Here is a 14,170-nt window from a genome sequence, read left to right as displayed (position 1 = left end):
GTCGATAAAAAGGAAGCGAACAAAAAGGTTGAGCGATGAACGATCAAGCGAACAAGGCCGGGCAGCACAGGGGCGTGGGACGAGTCGCGGGCCGGCAGCGCATAACGATGCATGATATTGCACGCGTCGCCGGGTGCTCACAGACGACAGTATCGCTGGTTCTAAACAAGAACGATTCCGTCAAAATCTCCGAGGACACAAAGCAAAGAGTCCTGGACGCCGCCAACACGCTTGGATACGCCATGCCCTCTCAACTCAGGAAACCACAGAACAGCGCGCCTCGGCCCTCGGCGTTAGACGGCACCATCGCTTTTGTCGTGGACGATCTGGCGTCGAGCCCCGAAATGGTAAACGCGTTTAATGGCGTGAAACAGGCCGTTCGGGACACGGGAAATCTTGTATTGCTGGCAGAAACCCAAAACGACCCCGAGGTCGAACCCAGAACGCTTAGGTATTTCCTCGACCAACAGGTTGCGGGCATCATTTACGCAACCGTTTTCACCCGGCGGGTGGTCGTTCCGGAAATCCTCAGGCAGACCGCAACCCCGGTTCTGCTGCTGAACTGCTTTTGCGACGACCTCTCTTTTCCTGCGGTGATCCCCGGTGAAGTCGCCGCTGGACATACGGCGACCAACGCCCTGATCAAGGCGGGGCACAAACGAATCGCCACCATCACCGGCGAGCCGTTCATGGAATGCGCCGCAGGGCGAACGACCGGGTACAGAAACGCCCTTGCTTCCGCCGACATCCCATTTGACGAGGATTTGGTCATCGAGGGCAACTGGCTGCCCAGCGCAGGCTATGCTGCCACGCGCGAATTGATGGACCTGCCTTCTCCGCCAACCGCCATTTTCTGTCAGAATGACCGAATGGCAATCGGCTGCTATGAGGCGCTCAAGGAACTTGGCCTATCCATCCCCGAGGACATCTCGGTCATCGGATTCGACGATGACGAAACCGCGCGACACCTGTCGCCACCCCTTACCTCGATGATCCTTCCAACTAGGGCGATGGGACGCTGGGTCATCGAACAGTTGTTCCACGGTCCGACGGATGGTCAGCGACACCCTCTCGTGAAGCTTGAATGCGAACTGGTGGAGCGCGACTCGATCAGCGAACCCAAACGCCGGGCCTGAAGGCGAACTCGTGACGGAAACCTTCGATCATATCGTCATCGGCGGCGGCTCTGCCGGCGCAGCCGCTGCAGCGCGACTGGTCAACCAGGGCAAGTGCAGGGTTCTGGTGCTGGAGGCCGGGCATTCGCACCGCCATCCGTTGCTGGACATGCCGCCGGGTATCTTCAAGATGATCAACGGGTCCAAGTTCATGACCTACCACCAGACCGAACCGCAGGACCACCTGGACGGTCGCGTGCATGACATTCCGCAGGCCAACGTGCTGGGTGGCGGGTCGTCTGTGAATGCCCAGGTCTATATGCGTGGCCGCCCTTCTGATTATGACGCGTGGGAAAACCTGCTCCGACAGACCAACGACAGAGTCGGCTGGGGATGGGATGATGTGCTGCCCTACTTCCGCAGGATGGAAGACAACAACAGGCTTCACAATGACCTGCATGGCAGCAACGGTCCGGTGCAGGTCTCGGATCCGGGGCACATCGACGACATGTCACGTTGGTTCGTTCAGTCGGTGCAGGCCCTTGGCGAACCATTCAACACGGACTTCAACGGCGCAACGCAGCGCGGTGTCGGGTTCTATCAGTTCACCAATCGCGCCGGTAAGCGCAGTTCGTCGGCTTATGCTTTTCTCGCCCCTCTCGAGACGAACCCGAACTTGACCATCCGGCTTGGCGCAACGGTCAGCAAAGTCATCATCGAAAACGATAAGGCCGTCGGCGTGCAGTATCGAGACAAACGCGGAGCCCACACGGTCCGGTGCGATGGTGAAGTTGTCGTTGCGGCGGGCGCTCTGGTGACGCCAAAAATCCTAATGCTATCAGGCATCGGACCTGATGCACATCTTGCCGATCACTGTATTCCCGTGATCTGCCCATTGCCGGGGGTTGGCCAGAACCTGATTGACCACCCCGAAGTTCCAATTACCGCCTTTGCCAACGGTCCCTACGGATACTTCAAACAAGGTGAGGGCTGGCGGATGCTTCGCAACGGCATCCAGTTCAAACTGTTCGGCAGCGGACCGGTGACTTCCGCCGGAGTCGAAGCCGGCGCGTTTGTCAATCCGTCGATTCCTGATGGAGAACCGACCATCCAAGCCTTTTGCGTGCCAATTGTTTATCTGGATCGCGACGCTCTGGACGAGGTGCAGGATGACTTTGGCCTGACCGTTACGACCGTCGTGGTCAAACCGAAATCACGCGGAGAGGTCCGACTTCGCTCGGCCGATCCTCACACCATGCCAGTGGTCTCGCCCAACCTTCTGAAGCATGAAGACGACATGCAAGAGATGATCCGGGGGCAGCGGTTCTTTCGCCGGGCATTCACGTCGGGCCCGCTTGCTCAAAGAGTTCGCGAAATCGTCATTCCGATAGCGGACGACGAACAGACGCTGCGAACACATTGTAAGAGATTCGTAAAAACCAACTATCACCCGGCGGGCACTGCGAAAATGGGTCGGGACGGCGACGGAATGGCAGTGCTGGACGCCAGAATGCGTGTGCGCGGGATCGAGCGCTTACGGGTTTGCGACATGTCCGCAGTGCCTGACATCAACGCCGGCAACACAAACGCACCTGCCATGATGCTTGGCGAACGATGCGCCGACCTGATCCTTGGCATCGGATCAGCACGCGAGGGACGCAATTCTTAACCTAAGCTGCGGCGTCGTCCGTCATTGATCCGATTTCTGGCGCAAAAAATGGCGTCGCGCTGCCCGCCCGACCGAAAACGGATTTCCCTAGATGTTTTCCGACTAATTCGAACTAGCCTCAGTTTGCCGCGGAAACCGCGAACCTATCCGGAACAAAGTTGACGCCACTCGCTAAGGGCGGCGGCGCGGGTCAGCTTGAATGTATCTCTGCTGGTGAGATCGCTCCTCGTTAAAGTGGTTGTAGACGGAGGAATGGACGGGGGCGAATGTCTGTAAACTTCGCACCCGTATGAACCGCTGCATTACGCGTTCGCGTCGTCGAAACGGCAGGTGCGAATTCTCGACGCGGTTGTTGAGCCACCTGCTCGTCCTTTGTTTTTCGGTAACGCCAAGCTCTCTGAGAGCGGCTCTGTATGAGGCAAAGAGATCCGTGACGATAGTTTCCGCTTTGCCGTGTCGCTTCATCAATTTCTCAAGGAATTTCAATGCTGCAGCATTGTTTTGGCGCTTGGTGACAACAGCTTCCAGTACCTCGCCTTCCTGATAAACGGCCCGCCAAATATAATGCCGCTTGCCATTTACCTTCACGAAAACCTCGTCAACGTGCCACTTCCATTTGGAGAACGCGCGCAGCAGCTGAACACGCTTCCGCCTTATATCAGCAGCAAACATCGGGCCAAACCTGTGCCACCAAAATCGAACAGTTTCGTGGCGCACGTCGATGCCTCGCTCGTGCACCAGATCTTCGACATTCCGAAGCGAGAGCGGGAAAGGATGTACAGCATCACCGCAAAGTGGATGATCTCGGGACTGGTTTTGAAGCATTTAAATGGTGATCGTCTTTCCATCCACAAAGGCTATGAATGCCCCCTTGCCCGCCTCAAGCCAAGTTCTTCTGACAAAACCTACATTGCAGCGATTCAGACATCAGTCAGAGAGCCGCGCGCGCCAGACCTCAAATCGTTCGAGAACGTCTGGGTCGGTTGCAGGATAAAGTCCAATTACGGGGGTGCTTTTTCGCACCTCTTCCAGAACGAAGCGTTCGAACAGCTCCATTGGGCCTGCCTCGATCGCAATGTCATCGGCGAGGTGGCGTGGGATAATCATGACACCATCGCCATCACCCAGAACGATGTCACCAGGATAGACCGCCACGCCGCCACACCCGATTGGCAAACCGATATCTACCGCATGATGTTTCGTAAGGTTGGTTGGGGCAGACGGTTTTGCAGCAAAGACTGGCATCTCAAGTGCTGCGGCACCGTCGGCGTCGCGAATTCCACCATCCGTGACAACGCCCGCTGCTCCGCGCATTTCCAGTCGCGTCAAAAGGATCGAACCTGCCGAGGCCGCCGATGCATCCTGCCGACAATCCATGACCAATACCGCGCGTTCAGGACATGTTTCCACGGCCACGCGCTGCGGGTGATCTGGCTCACGAAACGCCTCGATCGGGTCGGTGTCAGGCCGAGCAGGAATGTAGCGCAGTGTAAAAGCCGGGCCGACAAGGGAGGGCTTGCCCTTGCCCAATGGGGCAACGCCTTGAACATAGGCGTTTTGATAACCGCGTTTGTAAAGCAGCGTGGCCACAGTCGCTGTGCTGACCTTTGACAAGCGATCAAGCGTATCCGGATGCAGTTTGATCGTTTCGGCAGGCTGAGGGTTCGGCAAGGGCTGGATCCTTCTGCTAAGGCTGTTGGCAACTATCGAGCAGGCTTTGGTTGACGGGAACAAGTGCACCTTTGCCTTGCACGACATGCCCTGCCAGTTTGCAGGCCAGTGCTATGCTGTCAGGTAAGGATTTTTCCGTTGCCAGCCCCGCCAGAATGCCAGCGTTGAAACTGTCGCCTGCAGCAGTCGTATCCACAACCGAGGCCAGAGGCGGAACATGGACAGAGCCCTCTGCGCCGCGAGTACGAAAAATGACCGTTTCTGCGCCATTCTTGACAACGATCGTTTCTGCACCCGCCCTTGCATAGCGCTGCAAAGTGGCCGCGGGGTTCATGTCGCTGAACCAAAGTGCCTCGTCCTCGAATGATGGCAAGGCAATATCGCTAACGGCGGCCGCCTGCATGATGTTCTCGGTCATCTCAGAGGGGCTGTCCCAAAGATGCGGGCGCAGATTGGGGTCGAAGGCAATCCGTTTTCTGGCACGCCGCGCTGACCGAGCAACGTCAAGCAAGGCAGCGCGCCCTTCAGGGTTCAAGATTGCCAGAGTGATGCCCGAGAAATAAATGAGATCAGATTGCGTCATGGCGTGGGCAAGTGCTTGCTTGTCTTGGGCCAATAGGCGTGCGGCCGACTGGCCGCGCCAATAGGTAAAACTGCGTTCCCCGTTGTTTAGCGTGATAAGATACAACCCCACTGAACGGTTTGGCACGATCCGCACCTTCTGGGTGTTGACCCCGCTTTCGCGCATGACACTCAGCATCCGTGATGAGATGGCGTCATCTCCGACGGCTGTAAAATAGGACAAGGGCGTTTCGGGTGTGAGTTGGGCCAGATACCAAGCTGTATTGAACGTGTCTCCGGCGAACCCCATTTGATACGTGCTTGGCGCGTCAGTTGGGGCCATTTCGGCCATACATTCACCTATCGCGAGAATTCGCATATTCCGGTTTCCAGTACTTCGAAGTTTGGCAAACGGTAGCGTTCGACAATTAGGTAACCTGTTCTGCAGTGGTCACGAGAACAGCATCCCACCATTGATATCGACATTGGTCCCGGTCAGATAAGCCGAGTCCTCGCTTGCCAGAAACGCCACGAGGTTCGCAACGTCCTGAGACTGGCCTTGCCGCTTGAGCGGCGCAGCAGCTTCTAGCCCCCGACGGCCTGCATCGGGAGTATGGATGTTATGGAAATCCGTGTCGATCATGCCTGGGCAGATTGCGTTGACACGGATATCCGGACCCAGTTCTTTTGCAAGACTACGGGTGAGCGTCATGACCCCGCCTTTTGACGTTGCATAAGCCGACGCACCCGGGCCACCACCGTCGCGACCCGCCTGACTGGCGATGTTTACAATGGCCCCGGATTTCATATGCAGCAGTGCCGCTTTGACCATAAGAAACGTGCTGGTCAGGTTGAGATCCATGACAGCCTGCCAATGCTCAAGCGACATCTCGGCGATTTTCTTGCGCGCGATCAAACCTCCGGCATTGTTCACCAGAATGTTCAGGCTGCCATAGGTATCGACCGTCTTGGCGATCAACGCATCGACCTCTTCGGGTTTGTTCAGGTCGCCTTGCATTGCAAACGCCTGTCCACCGATCTTTTTGATCTCGGCTACGGTTTCCTCGGCGCCGGCACTACTGGCGAAGTAGTTCACCGCGACATTTACCCCTTCGGAGGCGAGTTTGACAGCGCAGGCGCGCCCGATATCGCGGCCACCACCCGTGACAATTGCGGTCTTTCCCTGAAGTCTCATGGTTGCTCTTTCCCGTTCAATTGGTGCTGCTATGCGTGACTGATGGATCTGACGCTAAAGCTTGGCAAAATAGTCGAAGATTTCCGGCACGTTGCCGTCGCCCATGCCTGCGTCCGCTGCTGCCTGAAGGTTGTTCGCGGTTCCTTCAGCGATCTCGGCACGAGTGCCCACGTCCTCGGCCAGCTTCAGGAAGTATCCAAGATCCTTGTTGGCGTTGTTAATCGAAAACCCCAAATCGCTGACACCATCCACCGCGTAGTTCTTACAAAACTGCATAAAGGGGGAATTGGACGGTCCAGCTGACATGATGTCAAAAAGCTGCTGTTTGTTTACCCCTGAGCGTTCAGCCACAGCAAAGGCTTGGCTCATGGTGCAAGCTGTCGTCATGCCCATATAATTGTTGATGAGCTTGGTCACATGGCCCGCACCCAGTTCGCCGAGGTGAAAGACATTTTCCCCCAGTACATCCAGGACAGGTTTCACCTTCTCAAAGGTGGCTATATCGCCCGCTGCCATGATGTTCAGCAAACCGTCCTTGGCGTGCGCGGGTGTGCGTCCCAGCGGCGCATCAATCATACCAGCACCTTTTGCGGCCAAGTCTGTGCCGATTTTGCGTGTGGACGCTGGGATCGAGGTGCCAAAGTCAATGACCACAGCACTATCTTTGATGCCTGCCAGGATGCCGTCATCGCCGTAGATCAGGCTTTCGACGACATCCGATGTTGTTACACAAAGCATCACGATATCGCTGTTTTCAGCAAGCTCGCGTGGCGTTGTAACCTCTACAGCACCGCGGTTGACAGTGGCTGCGACGGCTTCCTTGTTCCGACCCATAACAACCAGATCAAAACTGTTGTTTTGCAGGCACTTTGCCATGTTACCGCCCATAAGACCGAGGCCGATGAAACCGATGACGGGTTTTGTCATATCTGACTCCTTAAACTCTTTCCAATTGGGCTTCGCAGAGCGCCGTGACCCCTGCCTGCGCAACTTCGAGATCCTGAGCTGGCGAGCCCGAGCTGACACCGATCCCGCCAACCACCTGTCCGTCGACCGTCACGGGAAGGCCACCTGCAACGGTCACCATTCGCCCACCCAGCGTTGAGGATATTCCGTGTGCGGCCATGCCTGGCTGATTTGCTTCACCAAGAGCATCGGTTCCTTTTTGGATGCCGGTTGCAGTGAAACTCTTGTCGATGGCCAAAATGATGCTGGTAATCTTGCCACCATCCATCCGCTCAAAGGCAATGAGGTTGCCGCTTTCGTCTGTGACGGCAATACACATCGGTACGCCGATTTCCTGCGCTTTGGCTCGCGCTCCTGCGATCAACTTGCCCGCGTCATCGATGTCCAGGCGTCTTATTGTCAGCATCGCCTCATTCTCCTTTGATTTAGGGGCCAATGATTAGGTTCGGCAGCGTCAGCGATATTGCCGGTACAAAAGTGATCAGCATGAGCGCGGCAAAGATGGCGAGGTAGAAAGGCCAAATCGTTTTGACCGCTTTCTCCATCGGTAGTTTTCCAACAGCACAACCCACAAAGAGACAGGTCCCGACAGGTGGGGTGCAAAGACCAAGACCGAGGTTCACCAAAAGGATCATGCCGAACTGTAGCGGATCGATGCCCAGCATGTTCATCACCGGCAGGAAAATCGGTGTGCAGATCAGGATCAACGCGGCCATATCCATGATCATCCCCAAGAGCAACAGCACAGCGTTGATCATCAACAAGATCAGGATCGGGTTTTCTGTGATACCCAACAGGAATTCGACTGTTTTTGTCGGCACCCGGTTGAACGTCAGCATATAGGCAAAGGCACCGGCGCAGGCGATCAGGATCATCACCATAGACGTTGTGCGCACCGAAGAGATAACGGCGGTTTTGAAGTTTTCCCAGGACAGGCTGCGATAGACAACAAGTGTCACCACAAAGGCATACATTGCCCCGAACGCGCCGGATTCAGTGACCGTAAAGACGCCTGACAAGACCCCTCCAACAATGATCACGGCCGTCAACAAGCCAGGGATCGATCCAACAAAGGCGATGGCCAGTGCGGTCCAACCCGGAAACTGTTCGGCCTGATAGCCGCGCTTGACCGCCACGACATAGGCGGCAATCGCAAGGCAGCAACACATAAGGACACCGGGCACAACTCCGGCCAAGAACAGTTTTGAGATTGAAACTACACCGCCTGTTGCGAGGGCAAAGATGATCATGTTGTGGCTGGGTGGGATAATGATCCCGGCAATTGATGATGTCACTGTGACGTTCACCGCATAGTCGGCGTCATAACCTTTGTCTTTCATCACTGGGATCAGAATTGACCCAAGCGCCGAGATATCTGCAATTGCCGATCCGGAAATGCCACCAAACAACATGGACGAGAAGACATTGACGATACCAAGCCCACCGCGCACAGCGCCTACGGCGGCCTGCGCGAACCGAACCAACCGGATCGCGATTCCACCGTGAAACATCAGCTCGCCCGCAAAGATGAAAAACGGGATCGCCATTAGGGAAAAGACGTTGATCCCGGACACGATACGCTGGAACCCAACAAACATCGGCAATCCTTCAAACCAAAAGGAAGCCAATGCAGCGATACCAAGGGCGTATGCCACTGGAGCGCCGATGATGACACATAGGGCAAAAACCCCCAAAAGAATCATGAGTCCCATGACTATCCCTGATCTATGTTGTCTTGGCGTTCGTCTCGGCCCTGAAACAGGCGGATCAGATGGCCAGTGGAAAAAAGGAACACCAACGCGCCGCTGATTGTCAGTGGCAAGGAGCGCAAGCCCTCTGACCATTGGATGAGCGGGATCAGGGTGTTCCATTTGAATATTGTCAGCTCGATCCCGTACCAAAACATCATGCCACCGAAACCTGCCATCAGGACATCAGTGAGCACGACGAAAACCGTTCGCACAGAGGGTGGGACTAAATTGCGGAACACGACAACAGAGAGGTGCGTGTGATTGTGCACACCCGCAGCCGCTCCGAGAAACGCGATGACCATAACCAAAAGCAGTGAAACCTGCTCAACCCAAGTGGGCGTGTTGTTCAGAACGTAGCGACCGAACACCAGCCAGGCAAAGATCGCAGTCATAACGACAATGGCGATGCCAGACAGCAACATGCAAACTCGTGCGAGCAGATCAAGAATCCTGTCCATGTTGCGCATGGCGGCAGGGGCGGTATCGGGCTCTTGCATTGGATTTCCTCTGAGACAAAACGCCCGGCATCCAATTGGCGGAGCCGGGCGCTCAAAGTTGAACTGTTAAGACAACTTATTCAGTGGCTTGCGCCATTTCTACCAACGCTTTCATATCAGGATTTGCAGCCAAGTAGTCTGCATAAACCGAATCCATTGCGGACTGGAATGGGCCTTTGTCGGCGATTTCATTGACGGTGATGCCGGCCGCTTCAACATCTTTACGCGCTTGTTCAGAACCAATTGCCCAAAGCTCACGCTGGACCAATGCGGCTTCTTCTGCTGCACCGCGCACAGCGGCTTGCAATTCAGGAGACAGCGCATTGAATTTGGCCGTGTTAACGCAGATGCACTCCGGGATAATCAGGTGTTCGGACAAAGAATAATTTGTGGTCACTTCATAGTGACCGACATTCTTGAACGACGGGAAGTTGTTCTCCGCACCATCAACAACGCCGGTTTTCAGCGCTTGCTGAACTTCGGAGAATGCCATTGGAGACGGGTTACCGCCCATAGCTGAAATCATAGATGTATAAAGATCGTTGTTCATCACACGGATTTTCAGACCTTCGACATCTGCGGGCGTGTTGATCGGCTTTTGGCTGTAGAAAGAACGCGCACCGGCATCAAACCATGCCAGTGGCAGAACACCTGCTTCACCCATCGCAGCTGAAACAACCTCACCGGCGTCGCCGTCCAGCACGCGGAACATGTGCGGCACATCTTTGAAGATGAAAGGAAGCGATACAAGGTTAGCTTCTTTCACCATTGGGCCAATAGGACCGAGGTTGAAGTTACCAACCTCGATTGCGCCGATACGAACCTGTTCTAGGGCATCCGGTTGGGAACCAAGAACACCACCGTGGAACACATCGACGGTAACTTCGCCGTCTGTAGCGGCGTCAACCAGTTCGGCAAACTTGTCCATTGCAGCCGTGTTGGGATGGCCGTCGTTGTGGATATTCCAGGCTCGCCAGTTTTCGGCTGAAGCTGACGTTGCAATGAATGCCACAGCGGTCGCAGTTGCAAAGAACGATTTCGTGAAAGTCATGGGTTCTCCTCCCCGGTTATTTTTGGACAGGATTTGGCTTTCATGGAATTTCAGAGACCGTAAGCCACGTAGCTTTCGATTTCCCCCAAGAACCAGAATCGCTGCTGCCCTTAAAGGGACACTAGTATCCAAGTTATGTCAACTGTAGGCTTTTAGTATGTCAGATTGCTTGACAGTCGAAAGCGCAGGGCATTTGATAGGTGACAGGCCTACATTGGTTCACTCAAGCAAAACAAAATAGAATATTCTATTTGTTTCAATGCCATAACAGTGGATCTGTAATTTGAAACGTGACTAAGACAGAGGGCGCAAGCAACATACCGTGGAAGAAATTGTCAGACGAACCACAACCGATGCGGTCTATGAAGCGCTACACGACGAGATCGTTTCGCTTGAAATTCTTCCCGGTACAAAGCTATCCGAAACAGAGGTAGCCAGCCGATTCGGCGTATCACGCCAACCTGTTCGCAACGCATTCACAAGGCTCGGTAACGAAGATCTGCTCTTAATACGACCACAAAAGGCGACCGTAGTTCGAGGGTTTTCTATGGAGCGTGTGGCTCTCGCGCGATTGGTTCGAATGGCGGTGGAGCTAGAGATCGTCCATCGAGCAATGGAAGTTTGGGACGCAGCAAGTGAAGCAAAACTTGAAGAAAATCTCGCCTTACAAGAGCAGGCGATCAGTGACGGTGATCTATCGGCGTTTCACTCGCTGGACTATGATTTTCACAAACTGATCTACGTGCTCAGCGGCAATCCGATGGCATTTGATGTAATGCTAGAATCCAAGCAAAAGGTTGACCGGCTTTGTATGCTCAGTCTTGAAAAGGGCAGTGCCGCAGACGCCATCCTCGCCGATCACCGAGAGATTGCACAGGCCATGGCGGCAGGAGACCATGACCAAGCGCAAGCCGCTGTCAGAAAACACCTGTCCCGCCTCGACGAAACCATCGACTTCATCCACAAGACGCACCCAGGCTATTTTGAGTAACCGAGGCCATGCGATCTGGTGGTCTCAGGCCGTTCCTCGTTCCGGACGATCATTATCAATATTGAATTTCATGCCGTCCAAAAGCTCTTCCAAATCGGGACGTGCCGCAGGGCCGTTAGAGATATCGGCCAGCATCAGTGTTCCATTCGGACGGATGGCAAACGCGCCAGGCTCGGCGAACAGACCCGTCGTTTCTGCATCAGATAGAGGCGATGACACGTAAAGACCAAGCGCGCGCATTTGCGCTTCAGTCATTCCATAGCAAAGATCAAAATCCCAGCCGAATTCTGCTTTGTCTGCCGCAGCTTTTTCTTTGGTGTCGGCAGAGACAACAATAACGTCCATAACGTCAGCCCATGCCGACAGCGCCGCATTCAACTTGTTCAAAAAGCGCTTGCAGCGTGGACAATGCTTACCTCGATAAACAAACAACATGGTCCAGCGGTCTTTTTGTTGACCGATCGTAACCTGGTCATCAGACCCCAGCCTTAAAAAACTCATTTGCTCGATTTGCGCGCCGACATTTGGTTTGGCTGAGGTCATGAGTCGTTCCTTTCTTCTACAAACAAGGGCTTTGCGCGGATACCGTTAGCTTAGTTCATGTCACGTCAAGGCAATTATTGAAACCAAGATCGCGATATCATTTAGTGCTTGAAAGGCACGCTCGATCTAAGATTGCTGTCAGTTAACGAGGAATCACCGATACCTACCCGCCGTCACTCTACGCCCCTCATTGCAGCCGGGCTTCTAATGCCGCAACAGGTGTGAGCGCAACCAGCGTACTTGTGTCGAATTCAACGCGACCTGATCACCTGTGGCCCCCAAGAAAACTTTAGAATCGAGACCAGAACGTTCAAACGATCGGTCCGGTGAAACCCAAAACGTCACCGTTACTAGTTAACTGTAACTTTAGGCTCGAAGCCGTCGGTCGCTGCGCTTTGTACGAATGGCCGGTTTTGGTGAAAGCAACCATCAGCCGATTGCATCGTCAATGACCGCTATGCGGACAAAGCGGACGTTGCATTTTGTCCGCACAAGCACTGCAAGCGTAAGTCTGCCACTTTTAAAGCACAGCGCATTCAAACGTGTTTTTGATAATCTTGCGATACAATCGGATTTGACGAGGCAGAATCGACTGATCTACGACAACCCTAGAAAAAATGATCGATCCATCTATCAGAGCAGGCAACATATCCGCCAATTCCTCCAAATCGACATCGAAACTCGCCGGATGGTTGGCTGCGATCCTGTTCAATTGTTCCAACGAAATTTTACGCCACTGAAGCAGGATGTCGGATGCAACTTGCCGGACGCTATTGTTCAAAAGGCGATCCTGATAACAACACGCGGTCGTCATACATCCTGGATGCCCCTCAGGCATGCCGCTCATTTCTTCGGCAAGTAGTTCCAAGAATGCAAGAAATTGTTCAAGCGGATCTTTGTAGACTTCTTGCGACCGACTGATCAGGTCCGCGAACCACGCTTTGTCAATCTCGAGGTTGCGGTCTAGAATGGCCTCAATCATCTCCGTTTTATCTTGGAAATGATAGAAAAAACCGTTCTTTGACACGCCCACTTCGGAGATCAATTCCTCGATAGTCGTTGCTGAAACACCTTTCTGAAGAATTGCGCGTTCTGCCGCATCAAGGATTTGATCTCTTTTCGAGGAACCCGTGGTCCTAGATTGGTATTTCATTGTGAGAGCCCCCGAGCGCCGCGCATATGTCGTGGTACAATGTGTTTTGAACTGTGAATGGTCTACTGCACCATCGGTGAACTAGACGAGTGTAATCGTTCTCTGGCCCTTTGTAGGAAAGCAAGGTTCGACACGAGCCTCTGTTTGACAACACTCAGGAGAGAACAATGCCCGATCAGGAAGCCAGCAATAACTTGTCGTCGGCATTTGCGGTTCGCGGAAACGAGGCGCTTGAAACGCAGTATGACGACTGGGCAAATACATACGATCAGGACAATGCGGCAATGGGATTTCGGCTCCCGGTTCTTGCAACTGCTTTCTTTGCGCGATGGGTTCCGATCGGTGGAAAGGTCCTAGATGCCGGATGCGGAACAGGTCTGGCCTCCGAAAACCTTCACATTCTGGGTTATCGCGATCTGGTTGGGATCGACCTATCAAATGCAATGCTCGGTAGGGCGCGTGAAACAGGCGTTTTTTCTGACCTTCGCAGGATGGTTATGGGTCAACGACTGGATTTTGCGTCGAATGCCTTTTCCGCTGCTATCGTCACTGGGGTTTTTACCGAAGGCCATGCCCCGCACTCCAGTTTCGATGAATTGATCCGGATCGTGAAACCAGGTGGCCACATCGTCTTAAACGTTCGGGAAGACATATACCAAAATCATGGCTTCCGCGAGAAAATGGACGACCTTGAAGCCAACGGACTTTGGAATCTTTCTGAGAAAAGCGATCCCTTCAGACCTTTTACAATCAGCGCATCTCACGTGATCGCCCGAATATTCGTCTATCAAGCTACGAGCTAGTTGCCGTTCCAACGTCATTTCGCGGTTTCTTGGCAGAGAATGTCAAAGGGAACTTTGGGCTCAATGCGGTCATTCGCTTTACTCGGCGTGAACGACCGGAATGCCGACAAAATGGCCTTTCGCAACAACACTCTTAAGGTACAAGCAGACCGAGGTAACTCCGTTCCTTCCAGTATGAAAGTATCGTGCAAGTTTACGCAAAGA

General features: G+C 54.0%; 14 protein-coding genes and 1 pseudogene. 4 read left to right on the top strand and 11 right to left on the bottom strand.

Features of this window, described 5'->3' with window-relative positions; translation table 11 throughout:
- Nucleotides 1–35: 35 nt before the first annotated feature.
- Both GOW48_RS00075 and GOW48_RS00070 read left to right on the top strand, forming a co-directional pair.
- Complete coding sequence (locus GOW48_RS00075; RefSeq protein WP_234899403.1) at nt 36–1,136, top strand: LacI family DNA-binding transcriptional regulator; 1,101 nt, start codon at nt 36–38, stop codon at nt 1,134–1,136.
- A 10-nt stretch (nt 1,137–1,146) separates the two neighbouring features.
- Nucleotides 1,147–2,784, top strand: coding sequence for a GMC family oxidoreductase (locus GOW48_RS00070; RefSeq protein WP_170750432.1), 1,638 nt, complete (start codon nt 1,147–1,149; stop codon nt 2,782–2,784).
- A gap of 143 nt (nt 2,785–2,927) precedes the next feature.
- Here GOW48_RS00070 and GOW48_RS00065 read toward each other — a convergent pair.
- The 9 genes and pseudogenes from GOW48_RS00065 to GOW48_RS00025 form a co-directional block, all read right to left on the bottom strand.
- A pseudogene (locus GOW48_RS00065) lies at nt 2,928–3,632 on the bottom strand (IS6 family transposase).
- A gap of 79 nt (nt 3,633–3,711) precedes the next feature.
- A complete protein-coding gene (locus tag GOW48_RS00060; RefSeq protein WP_170750430.1) occupies nt 3,712–4,455 on the bottom strand; it encodes a ribonuclease activity regulator RraA in 744 nt (247 codons plus the stop codon).
- Nucleotides 4,456–4,471: 16 nt separating this feature from the next.
- Nucleotides 4,472–5,395, bottom strand: a complete 924-nt coding sequence (locus tag GOW48_RS00055) for a sugar kinase (RefSeq protein WP_170750428.1) — start codon at nt 5,393–5,395, stop codon at nt 4,472–4,474.
- 72 nt (nt 5,396–5,467) lie between these two features.
- A complete protein-coding gene (locus tag GOW48_RS00050; RefSeq protein ID WP_170750426.1) occupies nt 5,468–6,211 on the bottom strand; it encodes an SDR family NAD(P)-dependent oxidoreductase in 744 nt (247 codons plus the stop codon).
- 54 nt (nt 6,212–6,265) lie between these two features.
- Nucleotides 6,266–7,138, bottom strand: a complete 873-nt coding sequence (locus GOW48_RS00045; RefSeq protein ID WP_170750424.1) for an NAD(P)-dependent oxidoreductase — start codon at nt 7,136–7,138, stop codon at nt 6,266–6,268.
- Between the two features lie 10 nt (nt 7,139–7,148).
- Nucleotides 7,149–7,583, bottom strand: coding sequence for a GlcG/HbpS family heme-binding protein (locus tag GOW48_RS00040; RefSeq protein ID WP_170519537.1), 435 nt, complete (start codon nt 7,581–7,583; stop codon nt 7,149–7,151).
- A gap of 19 nt (nt 7,584–7,602) precedes the next feature.
- Nucleotides 7,603–8,889, bottom strand: a complete 1,287-nt coding sequence (locus GOW48_RS00035; protein ID WP_170750422.1) for a TRAP transporter large permease — start codon at nt 8,887–8,889, stop codon at nt 7,603–7,605.
- A 2-nt stretch (nt 8,890–8,891) separates the two neighbouring features.
- Nucleotides 8,892–9,425 carry a TRAP transporter small permease gene (locus GOW48_RS00030; protein ID WP_170558405.1) on the bottom strand — a complete coding sequence of 178 codons (534 nt, stop codon included), beginning with the start codon at nt 9,423–9,425 and terminating at the stop codon, nt 8,892–8,894.
- Nucleotides 9,426–9,501: 76 nt separating this feature from the next.
- The gene (locus tag GOW48_RS00025) at nt 9,502–10,437 is read right to left on the bottom strand and encodes a TRAP transporter substrate-binding protein (protein WP_331251779.1); all 936 of its coding nucleotides are present in this window, start codon (nt 10,435–10,437) and stop codon (nt 9,502–9,504) included.
- 361 nt (nt 10,438–10,798) lie between these two features.
- Between GOW48_RS00025 and GOW48_RS22690 the strand changes: the two genes are divergently transcribed.
- A complete protein-coding gene (locus GOW48_RS22690; RefSeq protein ID WP_170750420.1) occupies nt 10,799–11,467 on the top strand; it encodes a GntR family transcriptional regulator in 669 nt (222 codons plus the stop codon).
- A 24-nt stretch (nt 11,468–11,491) separates the two neighbouring features.
- On the opposite strand, the gene GOW48_RS00015 is transcribed toward GOW48_RS22690, so the two are convergent.
- Nucleotides 11,492–12,010 carry a redoxin domain-containing protein gene (locus tag GOW48_RS00015; RefSeq protein ID WP_170750418.1) on the bottom strand — a complete coding sequence of 173 codons (519 nt, stop codon included), beginning with the start codon at nt 12,008–12,010 and terminating at the stop codon, nt 11,492–11,494.
- A 520-nt stretch (nt 12,011–12,530) separates the two neighbouring features.
- Nucleotides 12,531–13,163 carry a TetR/AcrR family transcriptional regulator gene (locus tag GOW48_RS00010; protein ID WP_170750417.1) on the bottom strand — a complete coding sequence of 211 codons (633 nt, stop codon included), beginning with the start codon at nt 13,161–13,163 and terminating at the stop codon, nt 12,531–12,533.
- A gap of 167 nt (nt 13,164–13,330) precedes the next feature.
- Between GOW48_RS00010 and GOW48_RS00005 the strand changes: the two genes are divergently transcribed.
- The gene (locus GOW48_RS00005; RefSeq protein ID WP_170750415.1) at nt 13,331–13,966 is read left to right on the top strand and encodes a class I SAM-dependent DNA methyltransferase; all 636 of its coding nucleotides are present in this window, start codon (nt 13,331–13,333) and stop codon (nt 13,964–13,966) included.
- Nucleotides 13,967–14,170: the final 204 nt, after the last annotated feature.

Origin of the sequence: Ruegeria lacuscaerulensis (assembly GCF_013033355.1) — a bacterium.
GTDB lineage: Bacteria > Pseudomonadota > Alphaproteobacteria > Rhodobacterales > Rhodobacteraceae > Ruegeria > Ruegeria lacuscaerulensis_A.
This window is presented reverse-complemented; position numbering and strand designations above follow the sequence as displayed.